Raw genomic sequence first — 24,275 nt, forward strand, 5'->3', positions numbered from 1 at the left:
CCAACGACGATCGACGCCACTCGCGCCAGCGACAGCGCGGGGACCTCTGACCGCCACGCCATCGGGTGACGCGGCTCAGCCAGCCGGGTGACAGCGGCCGCCGCGGGCTGCCGCCGGGCGGGCCGGTGCTCCAGGATCGGTGCCGCCGCCGTCTCCGGCGGGCTGCGCGTCGACCGCGCGCCCGTGACGCGCGATCAGATCCACCACGGCTGTTCGAGGAGTCCCACCCCATGCGTTCACGCGTCATCGCCATCATGGCCGCCGCTGCCGCCGCCACCGCGGCACTCGCGCAACCCGCCCACGCCGCCCCGCTCGTCGACGGGGTCTACCGTTTCGCGGCCCTCAAGGACGGCATGTGCCTGACCTGGCCCAAAACGAAGGCGCGCATCGGCATGGTGGCGCTGGGCGCCTGCACGGACACCGCCTCCAGCTCGGCGAACTGGCAGGTACGGCAACGCCCCAACGGAACCATGGAAGTCTCCACACCGGACTCCGACCCGCGCACCTGCCTGGGCCTGACGACGGACTACCGCGTGAAGGTCACCGACACCTGCTCCGACAAGTACGCCGAGTGGACCGTCTCCTACGGCTCCGCAGGACCCGGCAGCGTCGTCTGGGCGGACATCGAGCACACCCCCAGCGACCACTCCAACTCGTGGGGGAAACTCGTCGACAGCCCCGACGTCACCGGCCGCATCGTCGTACGGCGAGCCCCCATCGACCCGCACTACTGGGCTTTGCAGCCGGCCGGCTGAGACCTGTCCCGCACCGGCTGTCCACCGGGGCCCGGCCAGGAAAGCGCTGTCGCGTCCTTACGGCGGGGCGCTCCTACGGCCGCAGGGCCGTCAGGCGCCGACCGGGCGGGCCGACCGGCACACGTCTCGGGCCCTTGTGCCCCACGACACCCGGCCGTGCGCGCGGGAGCGTGGACAGGGCGGGACGCCACGGCGATACGCGCCCTCGGGAGTTCCGCCCCTCCCGAGGAGCGTCCGTATGCGCATCATCGTCAGCATCGACACCGACACCTTCGCCGGCGACGACGGTCTCGATCCGGCCGCCGCGTCGCTGGCAGAACTCCTCCGGGCCGGCCACGAGGTCGTCATCGTCCACGGCGCTCCCGCCGAGACCCAGGCCGTCACCGGATCGCGCTTGGTACGCGCGCTGGACTCCGTGCTCGTCGGCCGTACCGTGGTCGCGCTCGTGACCCACGCCCAGGTCGGCGCCCACGACCCGCAGGTGAGCCTGCCGGACCGGCCCCGCGTACGCCCGCAGGCCGTTCCCGAGGCTCAGGTCGTCCGGGAACTGCTGGCCGACGGCACCGTGGTGGTCTGCGGCGGCGGCATCCCCGTCATACGGGAACGCGGCACCGCGCGCCTGCGGACCGTACCGGTGACGGTGGACCCGGATCAGACGGCGGCGCTGCTGGCCGTCGAACTGGACGCGGACATCCTGCTGTTCCTCACCGGCGCCACGCACCTGTTCGCCGCGGGAGGACACGGCCATCCCAGGCCGCTGCTGCGGCTGACCCCCGACGAACTGTCCTGCGTACGTCTGCCCGAGGCCGTGATCACCCGCGCCTCGGTCGCCGCCGACTTCGTCACCCGCACCGGCGGCGTCGCGGCGATCGGCCCGGTCGACAACGCCCTGGGCATCCTCCTCGGCACCACCGGAACCCTGATCCGCCCCGCACCCGCTACGGTCAGGGAAACCGAGCCGTCATCCGACTGATCACAGGCACTATGGGCCGTATGGACTCCCCCGCCGAAAACCGTCCGCTCCCCCATCTTCCGCCGGTCCGGCTCCGGCACGAACGGGTGGTGTACGCCAGGATGCGGGGCACGCAGGACCGCATGGCCGACGCCATCACCTCGTTCGCGGGCACGATGGGCTTCGTCTATCTGCACGCGGCATGGTTCGCGGCCTGGATCGCCTACAACCAGGGGCTGTTGGGCCGGTCGGCGGCTTTCGACGCGTATCCGTACGGGCTGCTCACCATGATCGTGAGCCTGGAGGCCATCTTCCTGTCGACCTTCGTCATGGTCAGCCAGAACCGGCAGGCGACCCGGGAGAACGTCCGCGCCGACCTGGACTTCGAGACGAATCTGCGCTCGGAGGTGTGGTCGGCGCACATAGGCAAAGCCCTCGGCCTGGACCCCGAGCAGATCGAGCGCGAGGTCCGGGCAGCCCTTGCCGACAGCCGCACCCGAATGAGCACGGGAGGACGCACCGCGGGCCCATAGGCCCCGCCGAAGCGCACCGGGCCGATAGAACCACCGGTACGGCCGCCCGGCGGCTCACCCTGCCCGAGACGAGTTCAAGATCGGTACCGGACAGCCCTCAGCCGTGGGAGATCTCGGCTACCTCGACCACTTCGGAGCCTTCGCGACGCATTCGTTCGCTCCCCCAGACGCCGGGCGGCCCGAGCGCTTGTTTGAGCGTGCGCCCGTGCTCGGACTACCGCCGCGCCATCGACAACGGACACGGCAGCGACAACTGGACCCGCATCATCGACAGCATCCGAAAGCCGCACTGACCACACACGGCACTGGTGGAGGGAGGTACTTGAGGGAGCATCAGTTCGTCAGCACGACCACCAGCATCGCCAGCCAGCCCAGTGAGACGAAGACGGGAAGCAGCACCATCACGAGACCGGTCGGGGACGCCTGGAGCCACGCTGATCCCGGCTCTGTCATCCGGCGTCCCACTATCCGCTGTCCACCGTGCCACGCCATGTGCTCTTCCAGCTCCACGACCGTGCTCTTGCGGGTCTGCAAATAGCGGCGTCCATAGCGCAGCATGACGGCGAACGCCAGCCCGGAAACGAACCCGATCACCGTGATGACCGCTCCGACACCCCGGGCCACTTCCCGTGACCGCGCGCCCTCCTTGCCGAGGGTAAACGCCAAGGTGGCCGCGAGGCCGGCGGTGATGTAGAGGAAATTGTTGAGCTTGTTCCAGTTGAGGAGGTCCTCATGTTTGTATAAGTCGACCGCGATCTCGTACTGGGTCTGCAACATCGACTCCCGCGGCTTGCGCGAGACCCACACCACGCGCAGTCGGCCGTCCGGCGGTCGTAACCGTGTCAGTTCCTCGAAGCCCATCTTCCGGTGGAACTGGCTCGACGCCTCATTGAGCGGCTCATTGACCACCGCGGCGATCACCGGGTTGGCCGTCCAGCGCTCCAGCACATGGTGGTACAGCCGTGACGCGACGCCCTGCCGCGACGCGTCACGGGCCACGCACACCTGCTTGATCACCAGGAAGCTGCCGAGCGTGGTCTTGATCCGATGGTTCAGCCACTCGTCAGGTTCGATCTGGGCGTCGCTGTAGGCCAGGAGGAATCCCAGGACGTCGGTTCCCTTGACGGCCACGTAGAAGTGCTCGGCGCTCACCAATCGCCTTTGGTACATCTCGTCGGTGTACTCCGACACCAGGAATCCGTCCCGGCTGGCCTCAACCGGATCGATTCCGTCCAGATTCCTGGACTGTGCCAACGCGAAGATCATAGGGACATGCGCCGGAGTCGCTCGCACGATCTCGATCCCCACTTGAGCAGGCGCGGTCACGCGCTCACCTCCACTGAACAGGCGTTCACAGGGCTCCGCGCAAAGCGTGTCCTGACAGCCCGTCGGATGCAAGAGCGCATGAAGCGGCGTCATGGCGAAGGTGTGCAGCACCCGTCAGCGGGCCAGCTCGATCCCGGCGCTGCGCAGCAGCCGGGCGAGGGTGTTCGCGTGCTCCTGGGCCAGGGGGAGGGTGGGGAGCCTGGGAGGTCCGCCGGGGACGCCGACCAGGTCGACGCCGGTCTTGATCGCGCTCGTGTACGGGTGCGCCTCAAGGAATTCGCAGATCGGAAAGATCTTGTCCCCTGCTCCCGCGCCTCGGCGATGGCGCCGCGGACCGCGAGGGTCTCGTAGAAGTCCGCGCACAGGTGGGGGATGAGGCTCGCCGCTCCCCGGACTCCCGCCCGCGCGCCGGCGGCGATGCCGGAGAACGTGAGGGTGTCGTAGCCGTTGAGCGGCTGGATGACGTCCGCGTAGTGGTGAAGGACCGTGGCGAACTTCACCGCGTCACCCCCGGTGTCCTTGAACGACGTCACGCGGGTGCTCCGAGCGACCTCGGCCAACTGCCGAGCTCGTCGGTCGGCTTTCCCCCGCGGAGCGCGACGACTCCGTTGATGATCACGTGCCGCATCCCGTCGGCGTACTGGTGTGGGTGGGAGTAGGTGGCGAGGTCCCGGACCTTGTCGGGCTCGAAGCTCGCGTGATCCGCGAAGGCGCCTTCGCGGATCACGCCGCGGTCGGTGTGACGCAGCGTCCGCGCGGGCAAGCTCGTCATCCGTCGGACGGCGTCCTCGATCCGCAGGACGCCGTCCCTGACGTACGGACCGAGAACCCGGCGAAGGACCCGTAGGGCGCGGGCTTGCCGCGCAACACGTCCGGGCCGCCGTCGTGGAATCGCGGGGGGATGCAGGCGTCCAGGCCGGTAGCGACCGCCTCGTACGGATAGACGTTGGCCGTGACGGCGAGGCCGCTGGCCCTGGCTTCCTCGATGCGCTGGATCGCGGAGGCCATCAAGGGCCAGTTGTCCCGGCCGGCCGCCTTCAGGTGGTAGACCTCGACCCGGGCACCCGACCTCTCGGCGATGCCGATGAGCTCCTCCAGGATCGTCGATGTCGCGCTCAGCCTGACCGGCCGCCGAGCCGGCGACTCCTCTGGGCGGACGGCTGCCAGCGGGCTGATTTTCAGAAGGACTTGAGAAGTTGGCGTGGAAGGCTGCGATCTCCTTCCGAGCAGCGGCGGCCGGGTTGCCCGGCGGGCCCGCTGCGCACGCCCTCGTCTGTGGAGAAGCCCCCCATGAGTCTTACGCATATCAACGGCCTTCCGGCGCACGTCCTGTTCGTGCACTTCGTGGTGGTGCTGGTGCCGCTGACGGCCCTGGCCGCGGTGGTCTGCGCGGTCCAGCCCCGGTATGCCCGGCGCATGGGCCTGTCGCTTCCGCTGCTGGGGCTGGTGACCCTGGCGCTGGTGCCGGTCACGACGCATGCCGGGGAGTGGCTCAAGGCCCGTGTGGGCAACGATCCTCTGGTGCGTAAGCACGCGGAGTTGGGCGACGGTCTGCTGCCGTGGGCGATAGGGCTGTTCCTCGTGACGCTCGGGGTCTGGTGGCTGGGGCGCCGGACCGCACGGTCCGGGGAGTCGGCCGCCGAGAGCGTTCCGTCCGCAGGCACGCGGCGGAGTCTGCCGACGGCTCTGCGTGCGACCGCCGCCGTACTGGCGGTGGTCGTGTCCGCCGGTGCGGTCGTCGACGTGTACCGCATCGGTGATTCCGGCGCGAAGGCGTCCTGGAACGACAACTACGACAAGCACCCGTCGGGACACAACGGCTGACGGGCTCTCCGCACCTCGGCGCCGAAGGACTCCGATCGGCTGATGTCCACGGACCTCCCTGTTAGGTCAATTGGACGCCGTCGCGGCCCTTCGGTCACCCGCGCGAGTGAGGGTCGGCGTGGGGCGGTTCGCCCGGGTAATGGGGCGGGGCGCCGGTGCGTAACGTGGTGCCGCGGCCCGCCGTCGGCGCGTCGATGTCACCACATCCCCCCAGGTCAAGGGGCCTGTCATGAAGCGCTTCATCACCCTCGCCGTTGGCATGGCCGCCGTTGTGGCCACTGCCTCCGGATGCGGCAGCTCCAGTTCCACGACTTCCCTCACCCCCCATTCCAGCGCCGGCGCCACCACCGCGAGTGCCAGTGCCTCCGCGTCGACCGGCAGCGCCGCCACGGTGAAGACAGCGAGCTCGCCGCTCGGTCAGATCCTGGTCGACGCCTCCGGCAGGACCCTGTACCTGTTCAAGGCCGACACCGGGAAGACGTCGACCTGCAACGGATCCTGCACGCAGGCCTGGCCCCCGCAGACCACGACCGGAAAGCCCAACAACAGCGGCGTGACCGCCTCATTGGTCGGAACGAGCACCCGGTCGGACCACTCGACCCAAGTGACCTACAACGGCCACCCGCTGTACTACTTCGCCAAGGACACAAAGCCCGGAGAGACCAACGGCCAGGGCCTCACCGCATTCGGCGCGCTGTGGTACGTGGTCAGCCCCAGCGGCAACGCGGTCACCACCGCGGCCTCCACGTCGGCCTCACCGTCGACCGGCTCCACCACCGGCGGAGGCGGGTACTGAGGCGCGCTCCCGCCCATCACGCCGCTCACGAGATCCAGGTCGCCATCGGCTACTGCGCGGGTCCGCTTCCCGCGCACGGAGATGCCCCGGTGGGCGAATCCGGCGTCGAGCGGCCGGGCAAACGCAACGCGTCCGGGCCTTCCGGGGAAGCCGACGGCGGAGGGGAAGGGCGTGGTCACCAGCGCAGCAGGTCTGCGGCGGCGAGACTGAGCACGCCGTCGTGCCAGGCGAGGCCGCGCAGGTCGCGGACGACGACGGGGGCGTGGGTGGCCAGTCCTCGCCGCCCGACCCCGACGACAACCGCGCCTGCCGCGGCTCCGGCCGCCGCCCCCGCGGCGCTGTCCTCGAAGACGACCGTCCGGGCCGGGGCGAAGCCCAGCTTCCGGGCCGCGGCGCGGTAGCCGTCAGGGGCAGGTTTGCCGTGGCTGACGTCGTCCGCGGCGATGAGCACGGGCGGAGTGGGCAGTCCCGCCGCCGCGAGGCGCGCCCTGGCCAGGACGGTGACTCCGGAGGTGACCACCGCCCACCGGTCGCGCGGCAGGCTCGTGAGGAGGCCGAGGGCACCGGGGAGCGCTGTGGTGGTGGCTGCGGCCTCGACCTCCATACGGTCGATCGCGGCGAGTGCCGCCGGCCGCTCGTCCGGGTCGGTCACCAGGAGGGCTACGGTGTCGGCCGACCGGCGGCCGTGCACCATGGCGGTCACCTGTTCCGGCGGCAGGCCGCGGTCACGGGCCCACTGGCTCCATGCCCGGTCGACGCCGTGATCGGAGTCGACCAGGACTCCGTCGTTGTCGAAGAGCAGGCCGTCGCAGGGGATGTCGAGCGCGGAGGGCGGGTGGGGCTGTGCGGTCATGGACGGTCCCTCAGGTCACGGGGCGGTTGCGGTAGCGGCCGACCAGTTCACGGGCGGCGGTCTGCATCCGGGCGGGCGGAAGTCCCTGGGCGATGAGGGTGAGGTCGTCGAGAACCATGTCGCCGATGGTCTCGAAGGCCGCCGGGATGCCGCCCGCGCGGTGTGCGGACAGCACCAGACCGTCAAGGGAGCGGGCCGGGTCGTCGGGGGCGACAGGTTCGTCCGGCCAGACGTCGATGCCGGCCATGAGGCGTCCGCGCGCGACGTGGGAGAGGAGCGCCGGGTAGTCGACGACCGGGGCGCGGCTGACCAGGACGAGTCGGGCACCGTCCGGCAGCAGGTGGAGTTCGCGCTCACCGATGAGGTGGCGGCTTTCGTCGGTGACGGTGGCCAGCACGAATACGAAGCGGCTGCGGGACAGGGTCTCGTCCAACGAGGCGGGCAGCACACCGTGTTCACGCAGGACGCCGGGCGGCAGCCAGGGATCGTACACGCGGATGGTGGGCCGGAAGGGGGCGAGGAGCCGGTTGAGGCCGCGGCCCAGGTTGCCGAAACCGACCAGGCCCACGTCGGAGCCTTGCAGCAGTACGGCGTCGGCGTTGCCGTCGGAGACGTACCGCTCCTGTCCCGCGCGGAAGGCGCGGTCCTCCCGGCTGATGCCCCGGGCGAGGTCGAGCGCGAGGGCGAGCGCGTACTCGGCGACCGCCTGGGCGTAGGCGGGGCCGCAGCCCAGGACGTGGATGCCGCGCTCGAAGCAGGTCGCGTAGTCGACGTTGGGGAAGAAGTTGCCTTCGACATTCAGCAGAGCCCGCAAGCTGCCCGCGCGGGCGAGCCGTTGGGCCGGTAGGTCGGGCTGTCCGACGATCGCGAAGGCGTCGGGCAGAATCTCCTCCAGCGCTTCCTCGGAGGGGTCCTTCTCCAGGTCCACCACGGTGAAGCGGTCGCGGAGCGACCCCAGGGCGGCGGGGGTGAAGATGCGGTCCGTGCGCTGCGGGGCCGGGCGCAGAACCACAACTGGCTTGGTCGGCGCGGGGGTTGGGGCAGGGGCGGGGGTTGGGGCAGGGGCGGGGGTGCTCATAGGGCTCCTCGCGTACGTACGTCGGGACTTCGGACGACCAGGTCACGGCCCGCCGCCCCTGGCTTGGCGCCAGTGACCAGGAGGCTGTGACCAGCGGCGGCGACCTTGTCGGCACGGCCACACCCGCCAGCCTGCCATCGCGGGCGTCATCATGCGTCCGGGAGCGGGGACGGGGCTCAGGGGGGCGAGACGCGGCCTGTCGCTGATTTCCGACTCATGGCCGCCTGGTGAGGCCACCGACTGATCGGCCCGAGCCTCGAAGGGAGTTGCCCGCTCCCCCTTACGTGCTGGACCGTGACACCTCGCCAGGGCGCGCACAGCCGACTCTGGCGGCCGTCGTGCGGATCAGGCCGTGGGTGGTCGGCGGGCGCGGAGCTGACGGACGCCCTTCGCGGTCATGGCGGGGGCGGCAACCGCGAGGCCGACGAGGGTGAGCCAGAACCAGGATTCCGCGAGCAGGCTCAGCGGCAGACTGCCGAGGATCAGCAGGCCGCCGACGCTGTCCAGCAGGTCGCGACGCGCCTCGGAACGCACTGCGGAGTCGGTGCTGCGCAGCCGGCGGATGACGGGAACGAGGGCGAGGGCCGGTGTCAGGTGGCGCTGGCGATGAGAGCGGGAGGCGGTCGCTACGGGTGGACAACTCGCCGCTCAGGTCGCTCAGTTCGCGGTTGCAGGGGTCCCTTCCCGCTTCGGTGCGGAGCAGGGCCGCGGCGGAGGCGCGCTGTATGTCGAGTTCGGTCATGTACTGGTCGGCGCCCGGATTGAGGACGATCCGGACGCCGCGACCGCGTTCGAGACGCGCAACGTTCTCTACCACTACGGTCCCGAGCGGCTCGTCATCGGCAAGTACTGCGCGCTGGGGACGGGCACCCGGTTCATCATGAACGGCGCCAACCACCGTATGGACGGCCCTTCCACCTTCCCGTTCCCCACCATGGGGGGCTCCTGGGCGGAGCACTTCGACCTGATCACCGACCTGCCCGGCCGGGGCGACACGGTCGTCGGCAACGACGTGTGGTTCGGGCGCGGCGCCACGGTGATGCCCGGCGTACGCATCGGTCACGGCGCGATCGTCGCCGCCGGCTCCGTGGTCACCCGCGACGTCCCCGACTACGGCATCGTCGGCGGCAACCCCGCCCGGCTCATCCGCACCCGCCACGACGACGCCGACATCGCCCGGCTCCTCGCCATGGCGTGGTGGGACTGGCCGGTGCGGCACATCACCAGGCAGGTACGGACGATCATGTCGGGGACCGTCGCCGACCTGGAGGCCGCCGCGCCGACCGACCAGCCCTGACACCGCGCACACAGGTCACCTACGACGACGATCCGGCCGACCGTCCAGCAGCGGCAGGCCGATCCGGTCGGTGAGGGCGTGCGAGGGCGCCATCAGGTACTCCCCAGTGCCCGTCGAGGCCCTCGAGCGGTGAATCACCGGCGCGCTGTAGCCGATCTCGGCGGCGATCCGCCGGATGGTCACCGCCCGCCGGCCCTCGGTCTCGGCCATCCGGCCCGCCGTCTCGAGGATCTCGGCGAAGGTCCGCCGACGTGCCTCTTCCCTCCCGAACCTGTCAAGCCGGCGCGGCAGCCCGGCGGCGACCCGACCGCGATACGCAGACGCGCCGCGGCCTCACCCGGTGCCACTGAACCCGCCGACCGAGGGCAGACGAACTCGTACGCGTCACGTACGACGTCGCCACCGGGAGACAGGGGAGAACGTGTTCGGGAACGTCGCTCTGCCGATCGCGGCCGTCAACCGACCAGGACCCGGCCGACTGGCCCGCGCGCTGCCCGAGGCGGCCCTGCTGGCGGCGGTGTACGCGGGCTACAAATACGGCCGCAAAATCGCCAACGGCCATACGGACGACGCGTTTCCCCACGCGCACTCGGTGTGGGGCCTGGAACGCGCCCTGCATCTGCCGAGCGAACGGCTCGTCCAACGCGCCGTCATGCACTGGGAAACGGTGATCCACGCCGCCAACTACCTCTACGCGACGGTGCACTTCCCGGCGATGGCGCTCTTCCTCGGCTACATGTTCCTGCGCCGCCCGACGCATTACGTGTGGATCCGCCGCGCGATCGTCGTCCAGACCGCGCTGGCGCTCGTGGGCCACCTGCTCTACCCGCTCGCCCCGCCCCGGCTGCTCACCGGCTCGGGCATGGTCGACACCGCGGCCCGCTACGGTCCCGCCGTCTACCACGGCACCCCGCAGAACCACTCCATGTCCAACCAGTTCGCGGCGATGCCGTCCCTGCACGTCGGCTGGGCACTGGCCATCGCGGTCGGCATGATCGCCGCTCACCGCTCCAGGGCGCGCTGGCTGTGGTTGCTCCACCCCCTGATCACTCTCCTGGTGGTGGTCAGCACGGCCAACCACTACTGGCTCGACTGCGCCGTGGGCTGCGCTCTGCTGGGTCTGGCGATCCTGATCATCCCTTCGGCCACCCCGCGCCCGCGCGGAGTCGCGCTCCCCGCACCGGGTAGACGCCCCCGTATGACGCAGCCTGCCGACAACACGAGCCCTTCCCCGCTCTCCCCCGCCCCCTTCACGCCCGCCGCCGAGCCCGACCGCGGCACCCGCCGATGGGGCCAGCGCCTGTACGTGCTGGGCGCCCTCGTCTACGTCGCGGGAATCACCATCGCCCTCCTGACGGCCCACCCCACGGCCCGCGCCGCCGTGTGGACCGTCGCCTGGGCCGCCCTCGTCCTGGGCGCCGGCGGCGCGGGACTCCTCTGGATCCGCCGCCGCAAGGCGACGAAAGCCCGGGCCGAAGCGCTCAGCGAACCGCTGATGGAAGCACCGGCGGCAGAGCGGACCGAACTCCGGACGGAAGTCCGCCACGTCGACTGAGCCCCGCGCGCCGCGCCGCTGGCTCGCTTCTCCAGCGGCGCGGCTCCGTGCAGATCTCTGTGGGGCCGAACAGCCGAACCCCGGTCCTGCGCCCGCCTACGCACGCTTGCGCAGGACCAGCCAGGAGGAGCCGAGGACCCCGATCCCGGCCGCCGCGCCGAGGACAAGCAGCGTGGTCCGAGGGGTGAGGTACTGGAGCGCGATGCCGCCCGCCACCGCCGGTAGCGAGAGCCCGACGTAGCCGGCGAGGAAGAACCCGGAAAGGCTCTCGCCGAGCTTGTCGGGAGGCGAGATGGCGACGACGCTGCCGAGGGTCCCCTTGTACAGGATCGCGGCCCCGGCACCGATCACGCCGCCGCCGGCCAGGAACAGACCGAGGCTGGGAGTGGGCAGCCAGGCCGCCACGACGACCATCGCCAGGCCGGCGAGGTCGATCGGGAGGCCGACGACGAGCAGTCGCCTGACGGGCCACGTGCCGGTGGCGACCAGGGCCACGATGCCGACGGCGCACGCGATGAAGATCGCCAGCCCGGCCATCGCCAGCGAGGTGTCGCCGATCACCGTGGCCAGGAACGTCCCGGCCAGGCCCAGGAAGATGGCGACTCCGGCGTAGGCCACGAACACCTCGACCAGCAGCCCGAAGTACTGGGGCCTGGCATGGATCGGGACCGAGACCCGCTGGGGGCGGTACGGCGGCAGGGGCCGCGGCCGGTGGCGGGTCTCGGGGGACGCGATCAGGGCGATCGCCCCGATGACCAGAGCGGCGAGCAGCACCAGGTAGGGCAGTACGAGCGGGTGCGGCGCGTACTGGGCCAGCAGGCCCGCGCACAGGCCGCCGAGGCCGAGCCCGCCGAAGTTGGCCCCTGCTGCGGCCAGTTGGGGTCGCCGGATGGTCTCGGTCCCGGGGCGGTGTCCCGTGTGCAATTCGCTGAGGTAGGCGGTGGCGGTGGAGACGGTGAGGCCCACGGCCACCCCGGTCAGGACGCGCGCGACGAACAGCCCCGCCAGGCCGGGCCAGAAGATGAACACCACCGCGCTGACGCTCGACAAGCACACGGCGGCGAGCAGGTGGACGCGGCGGCCGTGGACGTCGGAGAGGTGACTGGCGAGGGACAGGCTCGCGACCACGCCCACCGCGTAGGCGGCGAACACGATCGTCACCATCAGCGACGAGAAGTGATCCCGGTCGGCGTAGAGCACGTAGAGCGGGCTCGGCGCGGTGGAGAAGGCGAGCACCGCCAGGAAGACCCAGGTCGCGGCCCAGAAGCCGAAATGGTGATGGCGCGGAGAGGGCACCGGTCGTAGAGAGGCGACGGGTTGCCCGGTTGTGGAAACGGTCATGAGTCCAAGATCGTCATTCCTGGCTCGACCTACCACCGGTATAGTGCCATGCGATGCCGGAAAGTAGCCACATCGTCGACAACGCGCTGGAGATGGGCAGCCTGCCGCTCCTGCACGGCGACCATGTCCCGTCGCACCGCCACGGGCAGGGCCATCTCGTGTACCCCGCCACCGGTGTGCTGTCGGTCACGACCAGGGAAGGCACCTGGATCGCTCCCGCGACCCGGCTGGCCTGGACGCCCGGCGGCTTCGAGCACCATCACCGGGCCTACGGGTTCACCGACATGCGCGTCATCTTCCTCCCGGCCGCCCTCGCCGCCCGCCTCCCCGACCGCCCCGCGGTGTTCGCCGTCTCTGCCTTGGTCCGCGAGGTCCTGCTCGCCCTGACCGACGACACCGACACGCCCCGGTCACCGACGGCTCGCGACCGGTTGCGAGCCGTCGTCATCGACGAACTCGTGCCCGCCTCCGAGGAACCGTTGCACCTGCCCGAGCCACGCGACGACCGGCTCCGCGCGCTGAGCCGCCTGCTGCACGACGATCCCGCCGACAACGCCACCTTGACCGAACTCGGCACGCGGGTCGGCGCCGGCCAACGGACCCTGACCCGGCTCTTCCACGACGAGCTCGGCATGAGCTTCCGGCAGTGGCGTACCCAACTGCGCCTCCACCACGCCCTCACCCTCCTCGCCGCCGGACACACGGTCACCCACACCGCGGCGGCCTGCGGATGGGCCAACCCGACCAGCTTCATCGAGGCCTTCACCGCCGCCCTCGGAGCGACCCCCGCCCGCTACCGCCACGATCCCGACGCCCGGCGGCCGATCGCCTCACCGCACCGGAGTCGAGGGTGAGGAACTGTCCGTAGTACCGGGTGACGTGCCATCCGTGGGTGCGTCGCCCGGTGTGTTGCGGAGCTCGGCGAGGGCCTGCTGGTCGGCGAGGGCAATGGCCAGTTCACCGGCGGCTGTGGGGTGCAGCGGGGCCTGGTCGGCGGCGTTCTGGACGAAGGGCTGCTTGCTGCACAGCCGGTGGCCTTCGAAGTCCGGCTGGGCGGTGGCGAAGTGGAAGGCGTCCGCGCCCTGCTGGAGCACGGCGTTGAGGTTGGCCAAACGGGATTTGAGGACCTTCACCTTCGCCTCGGTGAGGCCGTCCTTTTCGAGGCACCTGATGTCGGCGCCGAAGGGCTCGTAGTACTGGTTGATGAGCACGTCGGGTTGGTGAGGGAGGTCGGAGAGCTGCTGGAGCAGATCGAGGTAGTTCTGCGAGAATGTCGAGAGCTGCTCCTTGAAGTACGCCGTGGACGCCTTGTCGTCGCAGACGGGCGCCTTGGCGCACAGGCCCGTCAGCACGGCCCAGTTCATGTCATTGGCCCCGACGCTGACGATGATCACCGACGCGCTCGACGCGCGCTGCGCCACCGCGAGCTGCGGCGGTACGGCCTGGTCGCCGCGGAGCTGTACGCCGAGGAGGCCGTCGGTCACGGTCGCGCCCTGGCAGGCGAGGTTCAGCACGTTCCAGTCGTTGACCCGGCCGAGAACGGCGGCGAACGCGTCGGAACTGCGCCCGCAGGTCTTGTCCAGCGCGCTGGGGTCCTTGACCGGCTGGTTGCCGATTCCGGCGGCGGTGGAGTCGCCCAGCACCACGGCGTGCACGCCGGTCAGCTTCGGTCCCTTGGCCGGGGCGACCGGCTCCGTCGGCGCGCGCCCCACCAGGTCGTCGAGCGTACGCACCTGCCGGAGCGCCTGAGGAGTGCCGGAGGCCATGAGGTACACGCCGAGCGCGTTGACGGCGCTCACGGTCAGGACGCACACGCCGACCATCATCAGCGTGGTACGGCGCGGGGCGCGCCGGATTCCGGCCACAGCCACCGCGACGACGGCCGCGCAGCCGGCCGCGATGAGGAGCTCCCAGACGCAGTAGCGGATCCACCCGGCGGCCAGCTGCCGGCTGAGGGTCAGCTGGAGTGTGTCGTGGTCGTCGGACCGGACGATCTGGTTGACCTGCGAGTTGATGCTGATGTCCGCGAGCTTCAGGCGCGGCCGGATCGGTCCCTGGAAGTGCGGCTCGGTCGCCAGCGCTTCTCCGAACAGGTCGAGTTCGCCGGGTCCTGACAGGCTGAGGTCGGGCGCGACGGCGCCCACTTCGACGGTCTGGCCCGCCGCGGTGACGGACTGCATCGGGGTGAGACGTACCGCCAGCCAGATGGACGCGACGCAGACCGCGAGCAGCGCGACGACGGCCAGGAGGCTGTTCCGGCCGCGCCGGATCCATCGGCCTTTCGCGCTGCCGCGCCGGGGGCGGGCCACCGCCTCGTCGTCCCGGCGTTCTTGGAGGATCGGCAGTTCTGCTTTCGGCATGTCCCTCGCTCTCCGGCGGCGCCGGCCACTGATCGCACATCATCCGTTATATGGACGATACGACGTCCACCGCCCGGGATGTCGCGTCGGCGGGGCCCGCAGGGGGTGATCCGTTCCGCCGTCAGCGGGCCGATTCGGCGTCAGCGGGCCGATCCGCCGTCGTGCCCCCGGACGCCGCCCTGACGGTCCGGGGCCTCGGGCGCCCCTCCCATCATGCGGAGCATGGGGATCCCGCCGGTCCGCCAGAAGCGGATCACCAGTGCGGCGCCGACCAGGAGGAAGACGATGTTGAGCCAGGTCGTGCAGTCCCAGGAGATCCCGGCGGTGGGAATCCTCGCGTCGGCCTGATCGGGAACCAGGCCGAGCCCGCGGAAGACGAACTCGGCGGCGTACCCGGCGACGACCATGGCCGCGTAGAAGGCGCCGAGCAGGTACAGCGTCATGCGGGCGGCTGGGGCCTGTCGTGTGGATGTTCAGGACGGGCAGGATCAGCAGGTCGGCGAAGAGGAAGGCCACGACCCCGCCGAAGCTGTTGCCGCCCTTCCACAGCACCACCGCCAGCGGCACGTTCCCGATCGAGCAGACGAAGGACAGCACCGCCACCACGGGACCGATCAGCGGGCCCACAGCTTGGACGCCAGCGGGTGGCCTCGAAGAAGAACGCGCCCCAGACGGCGTCGGGTACCCAGGCCGCGGCGGCCCCCGCGACGAACAGACCGATCGCCAGGTCGCGCGCGATCGCCGCCCATTCCATGACGAAGACGTGCGCCACGGAGGTGAGGGCCTCGCCGGACATCAGCCGCCGGGCGAAGGAGCCCTGCCGCCGCACGGACATGTCCATCGCCGCGTGACCCGCCATCGAACCCGCCAGCCCGCGCCCGGCCTGTTCACGGGCCTGCCGCACCAGCCGCTCGCGCGGGTGAGCCGGAAGACGACCGCGAGTACCAGGATCATGACCGGGCCGCCGGTGAATTCGGCGGCGGTGAACTGCCAGCCCGTCAAGAGGGCGAGGATCACGCCGAGCTCGACCACCAGATTCGTGGAGGCGATCTCGAAGGCCATGGCCGCGGTGACGTCCGCGCCCTTGCGGAAGAGCGAGCGTGCCGGCGCGACGGCCGCGTACGAACACGACGAGGACGCCGCCCCGAGCGCCGAGGCCCGCAGGAGCGTACGCGACCGGTCGTCACCGAGCAGTCGTACGACCGTGGACTCGCGCACGACTGCCTGGGCCACCGCGGACAACGCGAATCCCAGGATCAGCGCCCACGTGATCTCCCACGTCATCGACCCGGTGATGGACAACCCGTGCAGGAGTGCGTGCATGGCCCCCATCCTCGTGGGTGGGGGCGTGCCATTCGGGCAATGACGTTTCCGCCCGCGTCACGGGAAGCGGCTTTTCGCGGGCGGAACGGATCGCTTCCGGCGGGCGGTCCAGATCCGGGGGCGGCGGCCCGTCGTTCTCGGCGTAGTCGAAGAGCCGGTCGGTCCCGGTCAGGCCCAGCACCCGCCGGACGGCCGGGCTGACGGCGGTCAGCCGGAGTGCCGCTCCGGTGCGCTCGGCCACGCGCCGGGCCCGGAGCAGCGCGTTGAGCCCGCCGCAGTCGAAGAAGGCGACGCCGCTCAGCTCCAGGCTCAGGCTGTCGGTCTCGCACAGCAGATGGTCGATGAGGACGCGTGCGAGGGTGTCCGCGCCGGTGAAGTCGATCTCGCCGCTGACCGTGATGACCGTGTGGCCGGCGCGCTGGCCCACCCGTACGGCCAGGGCGTCGGCCGGATCGGTGATCACCCGGGGGGTGTACACCGCCGCGCCGACGTCGTCGTGTGCGGAGAGTCCGCGATCCAATTCGGACATGTCGAGGGCCCTCGCCTTCCCGATCCGGTGGCCACCCCAAGTTTGTGCGCGGGCAGCAGAGACGTCAAGCAAAACGTGAATCTGCATTCAGGCTTTGCAGATCGTGAATCAGAGATCCTACGATAGGGCGATGGACGATTCTGAGCCACGCACCGCCACCGGATGGACGTTCCTGACCAATCACGCACGTGTCCTGGCCGCCATCGCCCGCGACCCCGGGAGTCGGGTGCGGGACATAGCCGCGCGCTGTCTGCTCACCGAGCGCGCCGTCCAGAAGATCATCGCCGACCTGGAGAGCGAGGGGTACCTCACGCACACCCGGGTCGGCCGCTCCAACCTCTACGAGATCCCGGCCGGCACCGCACTGCGCCACCCCGCCGACGTGGGCCCCACCGTCGCCGACCTGCTGGCGATCCTCACCGTCCACCGGAACACCTCAGAGCCCGGGTCCGGGTCCGGAGCGGGCTGACCTGCACCGACAGGCACCGCCCGAGCCGGGCCCGGCTGCTCGGCACCGTCTCGCGGGCGACCTCGCGGAGCATACTGGGAGGTAGTGGACCACGGCGGCCGACCGCCGCACACGGCGGGCGGGCGGGACGGGTCCGGCTCGCTTGAGATGAGGTGGTGAGCGGTGGTGCGCTCTCGGTTCGCGCCCGACTGGCGGCTCACGGTCCGTATGGTGACGGTGATGTTCCTGCTGGGCCTGGTGTTCGTGGCCTTCATCGCCGTGCTGGTCGCGCTGCTGAAGTCCGTGGTGGTCGTGGTGGTCATCGCGGCCGGCGTGCTGGCGGCGCAGTACTGGTTCTCCGACCGGATCGCGCTGTTCGCGATGCGTGCCCATGAGGTCACCCCGCAGGAGCAGCCCGAACTGCACGGCGCGGTCGACCGGCTGTGCGCCCTCGCCGACATGCCGAAGCCGCTGGTGGCCGTCTCCGAGATGGACCTGCCGAACGCGTTCGCCACCGGCCGCAACGCCGACCACGCCGTGATCTGCGTGACGACCGGCCTGCTGCGGCGCCTGGAACCGGGCGAGCTGGACGGCGTGCTCGCCCACGAGCTGTCCCACGTCGCCCACCGGGACGTCGCGGTGATCACCATCGCCTCCTTCATGGGCGTGCTCGCGGGGCTGCTGGTGCGCTTCGCTTTCTACTCGGAACTGTTCGGCGGGGGCCGCCGCGACCAGAACACCGCGGCGCTGCTCGCGATGATCATGACGGTGTCCGTGGTCGTGTACGGGTTGAGTTTCCTGCTGATCCGGGCGCTGTCCCGGTACCGCGAGCTGGCGGCCGACCGCAGCGCGGCCGAACTGACCGGACGCCCCTCCGAACTGGCGTCCGCGCTGGTCAAGGTGAGCGGCACCATCGCCCGTATCCCCACCGAGGACCTGCGCACCGTCCGGGCCTTCAACGCCTTCTTCTTCACCCCGGCCCTGAAGGAGGGCTCGGCCCTCGCCTCGGTCTTCTCCACCCACCCCAGCCTGGAACGCCGCCTGGACGCCCTGGCGAAACTCTCCACCGAGATGGGCCTGCACGCCTGAGCGGTCGGTCCCGAGCCGTCCGCGCGGGAAGCGGGTCCCCCGCAGGCCGCGATGGCGTACGGAGCGGCCGTGCGGAACCGCCGGAGCGCCGGGTTCGTCCTTGCGGGGTGGTTCCGGCGGGCGGCGCGGGAGTTCGGCGATGCGCGCGAGGCCCGCAAGCTCGTCACGTACCACGAGGGCGCGCGGCGACGCCGCCGAGGCGGCGCGATGGTTCGCCCTGCCCGAGCGACTGTCGGCGCCGCCCGTCGAGGTCGTGGGGATGAGCCGGCGCCCGGACGCCTGACCTGGGGTCGGACCGGCACAGAAGAGTGCCCCGCGCCGACGGCCGGTGCCAGAGCTGAGGTGGCGGGCCGTGGGCGCGGGGCGGTCTTCATGGGGGTTGGTCAGCCGGTGGCCGACGGCGGGTCAGCGCACGCGGACGTGCGTCTGGGTGGAGGAGCCCTCGATCGACGAGTTGCCGACGTAGACCACCTTCAGGGTGCGCAGGCCCCGGGTGCTCATCTTCAGCGAAGCCGAGGCGGTGCCTCGGGCCGTGAGTTTGAGGGTCTTGACCCGGCGCCCGTTCTCGTAGACCAGTACGTTCCCGCCGGGTGTGCCCGCCGTGGACGAGACCGTGACCTTGAGCGTCATCGACTGGTTCTTCTTCAGCGATGTCGCGGAGAGCCCGACGGCGACCCGCGACTTCGCCGCGGTGACCTTGGCGGTCTGCGGCGAGGTCGACGACGCGGAGGCCTTGCCCGACTTGGATGCGGTCACCGTCACCGACAGCCGGTGCCCGATGTCGGCCTTGACCGGCCGGTAGGCCGACGCGGTCGCGCCGCCGATCAGGCGGCCGTCGCGCCGCCACTGGTAGCGGAACGACAGGCCCGTGGTGTTCCACGAACCGGTGGTCGCGGTCAGCGCCGAACCGTACTTCGGTGTCCCGCCGATCTGGGGAGCGACCAGGGCCTTGATGGTGTCCACGTCCGCCAGGTCGACCACCACCGAGTGCACCGGCTCAGGGTTGCCGGCCACATCGGTGGAGAAGAAGTCGACCGTGTGCCGGCCGAATCCCTTGACCGAGGGGGTCTCCCCGGCCAGCACCTTCCAGGCGCTCCCGTCGATCCGGTAGGTCGTCGACGCGACACCGCTGAGCGCGTCCTGGGCGGTGAGGCCGACCGTGGCCCGGTCCGCCTCCGCCGTCCCGGACTTGCGGGTCACCGCGACCTTGGTGACGGGAGCGGTCCCGTCGATCCACACCGACGCCGTCCGCTGACCGGTGGAGTTACCGGCCGCGTCCTTCGCCCGGTAGGAGACCGCGTGCTTGCCGTCCCCGCTGACCAGGACGGGAGCGACGTACGCCTGCCAGCCGGCGGACCCGCCGACCTCGACCGTGGGAGCGGTGTCCCGGTTGTCGACGGCGGTGACGGCCACCGAGGCGTCGCCCCGGTACCAGCCGTTGTCGCCGGGCGCGGCGGCACTGGTCACCGTCGCGGAGGCCAGCGGAGCCAGGCTGTCGGCGGGCACCGGCAGCACCCAACTGTCGGCGATCGACGGGTCGAAGTAGCCCGAGGCGTCGAGCGGGAACTCGTACTTGATGCGTACGGTGCCGTCGTTGGCGAGCGCGGCGGGGGTGTCGATGACCGTCTGGTAGGTCTTCGTGCCCATACCAGTCTCGGTGCGCTTGAGCGTGTACGTCTTCACCAGGGTGTCGTTGACGTAGATGTTGTACTTCTTCGTCCTGGCGCCGTCGAACGTCTCCCGGTTGCGGAGCATGAACGGCTTGCCCGGCGTCACGTGCGCCACGGCCGAGTACCACGAGCCCGGGTTGGCCGAGTTCGCGTAGCGTCGGTCGAAACCGGCTTCGGTGTTCGTCCCGCTGGCCGGTGCGGCCATGATCGCGTGGGCCTTCTCCGAGGCCGCGTTGCCGAAGTCGATGTAGTCGAGGACTTCCTGGGTGGGCGGCGCCGGGAGGGTGACCGTGATCTTCGCGGCCTTGTCGGCGAGCGTCACACCCTGGTCGACGAAGGCGACCTCGGCGTCCTGGTCACCCGCGACGGTCTCCAGTCCGGGGAACAGCGGCAGGACGACGGTCTTGGTCGCCCCGGGCTCGATCGTGACCCGGTCGGAGGCGGGCGGGGTCTTCCACCCGTCCGGCACGGCCGCCGTGAGCTGACCCGACACCGCCGAGCCGCCGTTGTTCCTGACCGTCGCGGTCAGGGTCGCCTTCTCGTCCGAGCCGTCGACCGGACCGGCCGACGTCACGGTGGTGATCTCGACGCCCGACGTCACCGAGACCCACGGCGTCGAGTCGTTCAGGGTGAACGTCCCGTACTGGCCGGTGAAGGTCAGCTTGACCGACGCGTTGTACGTGCCGGGCTTCTGGTGCTTCGGCACGCGGACCGTGAACGGCAGTTGGACGCGGTCGCCCGCTCCCAGCGTGTCCTTGGCCGAAGCGGTCGGGTCGACATTCCAGTCGTCGACCGTCACGACGGCCTTCAGGTCGCGGATCGCGGCCGTACCGGCGTTCGCGATCTCGACCGTTCCGGGGATGTTCGCCCCGGGGCCGCCGGGCTCGGCGACGGGCGGGACGACCACCGAGATTCCGAGATTCGCGGCGACCGCCTTGCCGAACAGCGCCTCGATCGCGTCCAGGCGCGCCGTCAGGTCGTTCTTGACCGGTCCGTCGACCGACGAGCCGGCCAGCCAGGTCCTGAGGGTACGGATCGGCGCGACGCCCTCGCTCAGACGCTGCGACGCCTGACCGGAGTTGCCCGCGACGTCCGCCGCGACGGCGTCCTCGACCTTGCCGCTCGCGGTGTCGAGCGCGGCGCCGACACGGGCGCGGTCGTCCGCGCCCAGGTCGCCCGCCGCCGCCAGGTCACCGGCGTGCACGTCGGTCTTGTGGATCTCGGTGACGATGTCGCCGAACAGGGCGCGCTTGGCGTCGGAGTGGATCGCGTACGTACCCGAGCCGACGGTGAACGTCACGACGCCGTCGGCCACCGAGACGTCGCTGACGCCCTCGGCCTTCGTGATCGGCGTGCCGCCCTCGGTCACGGCCTCGATGTTGCGGGCCGGGACGCTGACGCGCGAGGTCGTGTTGACCGGGACCGTGATGTCCAGGGACATTCCCTGGTCGGTCTTCTTCCAGTTCGAACCGATCGTGCCGTACACGGACTCGTAGGTTCCCTGACCGCTGGTCAGGTCGCCGCCCACGGCCGGGGCGATCTTCGACTCCTTGTAACCGGCCTTGAGCGCCGAGATGCCGCCGATGTTCTGGTACATCCAGTCACCGACCGCGCCGTAGGCGTAGTGGTTGAAGGAGTTCATGCTGACATCGCCGAAGCTGCCGTCGGGGTTGATGGAGTTCCAGCGCTCCCACATCGTGGTGGCGCCGTGCTCGATCTCGTAGCCCCACGACGGGTAGTCCTTCTTCAGGATCATCGTGTAGGCCAGGTCGGAGCGCCCGATGCTGCTGAGCGCGGGGAGCAGCCACGGCGTTCCGAGGAAGCCGGTCGTGAGGTGGTAGTCGGTGGTCCTGAGCTTGGCGACGAACTTCTCGGCGACCTTCGCGCGCAGCGCGGGATCGGTCACGAGGTTCATGCCGAGCGCCATGGCGTACGCCGTCTGGCTGCCGCCCTGGACGGTGCCGTCGGCCGCCACGAGCTTCGCGGTGAACGCGGCGCGCACATCGGCGGACAGCTTGGCGTAGGTCGCCGCGTCGGCGTCCTCACCGATCGCCTTCGCCATCTCCGAGAGCATGCGCGCGTCTTCGGCGTAGTACGCGGTGCCGAGGACGTCCGTGCCGGTGTTGTCGTCGAGGTTGAGCCAGTCGTTCCAGTTGCCGCGCGCCGAGTCGATGAGGTCGTCGCCCGCGCCCTTCTTCACAAAGCCCAGGAACTTCGTCATCGACGCGTAGTTGGCCCGCACGATGGCGTTGTCGCCCTGCGCGTGCCACACCGCGTACGGCACCGTGACGGCCGAGTCGGACCAGCCGAGGCCGCTGCCGATGTCGATCGTCGGCACCGACGGCGCGATGCCCGGGTAGTTGCCGTCGCTGTAGGCGGAGTCCCGCAGGTCGGTCGTCCACTTGTTGAGGAAGGCGCGGGTGTCGCGCAGATAACTCGCGGTCGGCGAGAAGACGTTGATGTCTCCGGTCCAGCCGAGGCGCTCGTCACGGGCCGGGGTGTCGGTCGGGATCGACAGGAAGTTGCCGCGCTGTCCCCACGAGATGTTGCTCTGGAGCTGGTTGAGCATCGCGTTGGAGGTCGTCAGCGTTCCGGTCGCCTTGAGGTCGGAACCCCAGACGACGCCGGTGACGTCGCCGAGCGCGGGTGCGCTCTTGATGTTGGAGATCTCGAGGTAGCGGTAGCCGTGCTGGGTGAACTTCGGTTCGTAGACGACCGTGCCGGTCGCGCTGAACGTGTAGTAGTCGGTGACCTTCGCCGCGCGGAGATTGGCGGTGTAGAGGCTCCCGTCCTTGTTCAGGACCTCGCCGTAGCGGATCTTGAGGGTCTGTCCCGCGACGCCCTGCAGGCGCATCCGGGCGACGCCGACCATGTTCTGGCCGAGGTCGTAGATGTACGTGTCGGCTGCGGGACTGGTCCGCGTCAGCGCCGGAAGCTCGCCGGTCACGCGCACGGGCTCATCGGGCTGCGCCACGAGCTTGGCGGTGTCGGAGGCGCCGATCGTGACGGGGTTCCACGCCGCGTCGTCGTAGTCGGGGCGGTCCCAGCCGGGCTGTTCGGCCCGCGCGTCGTACGTCTCGCCGTCGATGTTGTCGGCGGCCGCGTAGGGACCCGAGTGGCTCTTCCACGTGTTGTCGGTCTTGACGATCTGGTGCGTTCCGTCGGTGTAGTCGATGCGCACCTGCGCGATCAGGCCGACGGAGTTGCCGAACATGCCGGGGCCCCACATACCGACCTTGCCGGCCCACCAGCCGTCACCGAGCTCCGCGCCGATCGCGTTCCGGCCGTTGCCGACCTGGTCGGTGATGTCATAGGTCTGGTACTGGACGCGCTTGCGGTAGTCGGTGTCGCCGGGGGCCAGGAACTGGTCGCCGACCTTCTTGCCGTTGAGCTCCAGCTCGTAGGTGCCGTGCGCCGAGGCGTACACCCGGGCCCGCGCGACCGTCTTGCCGGGTTCGGTGGTGAACTCCTTGCGCAGCAGCGGCAGATTGCTGTCGCTGGTCCGCAGGATCACGTCGAGCTTCTTCTCCACGAGCAGCCCGTCCGGCGTCAGGGCGCCGCCGGTGAACGGGTTCTCGGTCCCGGAGAAGTCGGTCCGGAACAGTACGTCACCGGCCTTCGAGGTGACCTTGACGGCATGGATGTGCGCCGCCTCCGGCCCCTCGTTGGCGAGGTCCTGGCGGAAACCGATGAAGCCCTTGGCGAAGGTGGTGTCGGTCCGGCTGTCGATCTGGGCGCCGTCGAGCTTCGTGGTGATCGTCGGGCCGTCCACGGTGAGCGACAGGCGGTGCGTACCGGTGAGCAGTTGGGCGGACGTCAGCGTCGTGATCGGGATGTTCCCGAGCAGGGAGAAGCCGCCGTTGACCTTCTTGTGCGGCCGGAACTTCGGGACTCCGGTCCCGTCCGCGGTGCTGATCTGCCACATGTACGCGTTGCCGGTGTCCGACGCGCGCAGGTAAACGCCCAGCGCCAGGTTGTCGAGGGTGAAGTCGATGTCCGTGGTGTAGTCGTTCCACTTGTCGATCTCACCGCCGGCGGACTTGCCGATCCAGTCCCCGGTCCACTCGGCCGCGTCGAGGATGCCGGTCTCGAACCAGCCGGGAGCGCTCCAGTCGCTGGCCCGGCCGTCCCCGTCCCAGACTCTGGCCTGCCAGTAGTAGCGGGTCTGCGAGGTCAACTTCGGTCCGCCGTACCGCACATCGAGCTGGTCGCTCGACGCGACCTTCCCCGAGGACCACACATCGTCGGCGTTCGCGCTGGTGCCGACCCGGACCTCGTACGCCGTCTGCACCACGCCACGGGCGCTCGACGTCGACTTCCAACTGAACGTCGGGGCGTCGCCCGCGATGCCGAGCGGGTTGGTCCGGGCGTTCGTCTGGAGAGCGCCGACCGTGAGGCCGTTCCCCTGCGCCGCGGCGGCCGCCGGGTCGGCGGCCAGGAAGGCGACGGCCAGCATGACGAGCGCTGCGAGCAGAGCGATCAGGCGTCGCCCTCCGGATGCGGCGGGTGGAGCGGGAAGTCCGGCAACTGGTCTGGCAGGCGTCAT

At 70.5% G+C, this 24,275-nt stretch carries 21 protein-coding genes and 3 pseudogenes; 10 read left to right on the top strand and 14 right to left on the bottom strand.

Features of this window, described 5'->3' with window-relative positions:
* Positions 1-230 precede the first annotated feature (230 nt).
* From ACFZBB_RS22590 to ACFZBB_RS22600, 3 genes are all read left to right on the top strand, one after another.
* Positions 231-755 carry a hypothetical protein gene (locus ACFZBB_RS22590; RefSeq protein WP_391125139.1) on the top strand — a complete coding sequence of 175 codons (525 nt, stop codon included), beginning with the start codon at positions 231-233 and terminating at the stop codon, positions 753-755.
* A 238-nt stretch (positions 756-993) separates the two neighbouring features.
* Positions 994-1,728, top strand: a complete 735-nt coding sequence (locus ACFZBB_RS22595; RefSeq protein WP_391125142.1) for a hypothetical protein — start codon at positions 994-996, stop codon at positions 1,726-1,728.
* 101 nt (positions 1,729-1,829) lie between these two features.
* The gene (locus tag ACFZBB_RS22600; protein WP_391125145.1) at positions 1,830-2,240 is read left to right on the top strand and encodes a DUF1003 domain-containing protein; all 411 of its coding nucleotides are present in this window, start codon (positions 1,830-1,832) and stop codon (positions 2,238-2,240) included.
* Between the two features lie 333 nt (positions 2,241-2,573).
* Here the strand turns inward: ACFZBB_RS22600 and ACFZBB_RS22605 are convergent, their stop codons facing one another.
* The 5 genes and pseudogenes from ACFZBB_RS22605 to ACFZBB_RS22625 all read right to left on the bottom strand — a co-directional run bounded on the left by ACFZBB_RS22605 (position 2,574) and on the right by ACFZBB_RS22625 (position 4,574).
* A complete protein-coding gene (locus tag ACFZBB_RS22605) occupies positions 2,574-3,677 on the bottom strand; it encodes a GNAT family N-acetyltransferase (RefSeq protein WP_391125148.1) in 1,104 nt (367 codons plus the stop codon).
* A gap of 3 nt (positions 3,678-3,680) precedes the next feature.
* Complete coding sequence (locus ACFZBB_RS22610) at positions 3,681-3,929, bottom strand: hypothetical protein (RefSeq protein ID WP_391125667.1); 249 nt, start codon at positions 3,927-3,929, stop codon at positions 3,681-3,683.
* Positions 3,929-4,099, bottom strand: a pseudogene (locus tag ACFZBB_RS22615) (dihydrodipicolinate synthase family protein); the annotation flags it as partial. The pseudogene ACFZBB_RS22615 and the gene ACFZBB_RS22610, both read right to left, overlap by 1 nt.
* Entirely contained in the window at positions 4,096-4,338 is a 243-nt protein-coding gene (locus ACFZBB_RS22620) for a hypothetical protein (RefSeq protein WP_391125151.1), read from the bottom strand. The pseudogene ACFZBB_RS22615 and the gene ACFZBB_RS22620, both read right to left, overlap by 4 nt.
* Complete coding sequence (locus tag ACFZBB_RS22625; RefSeq protein WP_391125154.1) at positions 4,335-4,574, bottom strand: hypothetical protein; 240 nt, start codon at positions 4,572-4,574, stop codon at positions 4,335-4,337. The genes ACFZBB_RS22620 and ACFZBB_RS22625 overlap by 4 nt, the downstream gene beginning before the upstream one ends.
* Positions 4,575-4,856: 282 nt before the next feature.
* Between ACFZBB_RS22625 and ACFZBB_RS22630 the strand changes: the two genes are divergently transcribed.
* Positions 4,857-5,390, top strand: a complete 534-nt coding sequence (locus ACFZBB_RS22630) for a DUF2231 domain-containing protein (protein ID WP_391125157.1) — start codon at positions 4,857-4,859, stop codon at positions 5,388-5,390.
* Between the two features lie 229 nt (positions 5,391-5,619).
* Positions 5,620-6,186, top strand: coding sequence for a hypothetical protein (locus ACFZBB_RS22635; protein ID WP_391125160.1), 567 nt, complete (start codon positions 5,620-5,622; stop codon positions 6,184-6,186).
* Between the two features lie 175 nt (positions 6,187-6,361).
* Here the strand turns inward: ACFZBB_RS22635 and ACFZBB_RS22640 are convergent, their stop codons facing one another.
* The 3 genes from ACFZBB_RS22640 to ACFZBB_RS22650 all read right to left on the bottom strand — a co-directional run bounded on the left by ACFZBB_RS22640 (position 6,362) and on the right by ACFZBB_RS22650 (position 8,651).
* On the bottom strand, positions 6,362-7,039 hold the full coding sequence (locus tag ACFZBB_RS22640) for an HAD-IA family hydrolase (RefSeq protein WP_391125163.1): 678 nt from the start codon (positions 7,037-7,039) through the stop codon (positions 6,362-6,364).
* Positions 7,040-7,049: 10 nt separating this feature from the next.
* Positions 7,050-8,051 (bottom strand): NAD(P)-dependent oxidoreductase, encoded by a 1,002-nt coding sequence (locus tag ACFZBB_RS22645; protein ID WP_391125165.1) that lies wholly within the window; start codon positions 8,049-8,051, stop codon positions 7,050-7,052.
* A gap of 411 nt (positions 8,052-8,462) precedes the next feature.
* Positions 8,463-8,651, bottom strand: a complete 189-nt coding sequence (locus ACFZBB_RS22650; RefSeq protein ID WP_391125168.1) for a hypothetical protein — start codon at positions 8,649-8,651, stop codon at positions 8,463-8,465.
* A 232-nt stretch (positions 8,652-8,883) separates the two neighbouring features.
* Here ACFZBB_RS22650 and ACFZBB_RS22655 point away from each other — a divergent pair.
* Positions 8,884-9,414 (top strand): annotated as a pseudogene (locus ACFZBB_RS22655) (CatB-related O-acetyltransferase); the annotation flags it as partial.
* 15 nt (positions 9,415-9,429) lie between these two features.
* Here ACFZBB_RS22655 and ACFZBB_RS22660 read toward each other — a convergent pair.
* Positions 9,430-9,624 (bottom strand): hypothetical protein, encoded by a 195-nt coding sequence (locus tag ACFZBB_RS22660; protein ID WP_391125171.1) that lies wholly within the window; start codon positions 9,622-9,624, stop codon positions 9,430-9,432.
* 211 nt (positions 9,625-9,835) lie between these two features.
* Between ACFZBB_RS22660 and ACFZBB_RS22665 the strand changes: the two genes are divergently transcribed.
* Positions 9,836-10,969: a phosphatase PAP2 family protein gene (locus tag ACFZBB_RS22665; protein ID WP_391125173.1), complete on the top strand. Its 1,134-nt coding sequence runs from the start codon at positions 9,836-9,838 to the stop codon at positions 10,967-10,969.
* Positions 10,970-11,065: 96 nt separating this feature from the next.
* On the opposite strand, the gene ACFZBB_RS22670 is transcribed toward ACFZBB_RS22665, so the two are convergent.
* Positions 11,066-12,310, bottom strand: a complete 1,245-nt coding sequence (locus ACFZBB_RS22670; RefSeq protein WP_391125176.1) for an MFS transporter — start codon at positions 12,308-12,310, stop codon at positions 11,066-11,068.
* Between the two features lie 53 nt (positions 12,311-12,363).
* Here ACFZBB_RS22670 and ACFZBB_RS22675 point away from each other — a divergent pair, with 53 nt between their 5' ends.
* Positions 12,364-13,164, top strand: a complete 801-nt coding sequence (locus ACFZBB_RS22675; protein WP_391125179.1) for a helix-turn-helix domain-containing protein — start codon at positions 12,364-12,366, stop codon at positions 13,162-13,164.
* Here ACFZBB_RS22675 and ACFZBB_RS22680 read toward each other — a convergent pair.
* The 3 genes and pseudogenes from ACFZBB_RS22680 to ACFZBB_RS22690 form a co-directional block, all read right to left on the bottom strand.
* A complete protein-coding gene (locus tag ACFZBB_RS22680) occupies positions 13,141-14,670 on the bottom strand; it encodes a GDSL-type esterase/lipase family protein (protein WP_391125182.1) in 1,530 nt (509 codons plus the stop codon). The genes ACFZBB_RS22675 and ACFZBB_RS22680 overlap by 24 nt on opposite strands.
* A gap of 140 nt (positions 14,671-14,810) precedes the next feature.
* Positions 14,811-15,954 (bottom strand): annotated as a pseudogene (locus ACFZBB_RS22685) (permease).
* Complete coding sequence (locus tag ACFZBB_RS22690) at positions 15,854-16,609, bottom strand: anti-sigma factor antagonist (protein ID WP_391125185.1); 756 nt, start codon at positions 16,607-16,609, stop codon at positions 15,854-15,856. The pseudogene ACFZBB_RS22685 and the gene ACFZBB_RS22690 overlap by 101 nt, the downstream one beginning before the upstream one ends.
* A gap of 43 nt (positions 16,610-16,652) precedes the next feature.
* Here ACFZBB_RS22690 and ACFZBB_RS22695 point away from each other — a divergent pair, with 43 nt between their 5' ends.
* On the top strand, positions 16,653-16,991 hold the full coding sequence (locus ACFZBB_RS22695) for a MarR family transcriptional regulator (RefSeq protein WP_391125188.1): 339 nt from the start codon (positions 16,653-16,655) through the stop codon (positions 16,989-16,991).
* 165 nt (positions 16,992-17,156) lie between these two features.
* Positions 17,157-18,059 carry a zinc metalloprotease HtpX gene (gene htpX / locus ACFZBB_RS22700; RefSeq protein ID WP_391125655.1) on the top strand — a complete coding sequence of 301 codons (903 nt, stop codon included), beginning with the start codon at positions 17,157-17,159 and terminating at the stop codon, positions 18,057-18,059.
* Between the two features lie 405 nt (positions 18,060-18,464).
* Here htpX and ACFZBB_RS22705 read toward each other — a convergent pair whose 3' ends face one another.
* Positions 18,465-24,185, bottom strand: a complete 5,721-nt coding sequence (locus tag ACFZBB_RS22705) for a family 78 glycoside hydrolase catalytic domain (RefSeq protein ID WP_391125191.1) — start codon at positions 24,183-24,185, stop codon at positions 18,465-18,467.
* Positions 24,186-24,275 lie beyond the last annotated feature (90 nt).

Source organism: Streptomyces sp. NPDC008139, assembly GCF_042957025.1.
Lineage (GTDB): Bacteria > Actinomycetota > Actinomycetes > Streptomycetales > Streptomycetaceae > Actinacidiphila.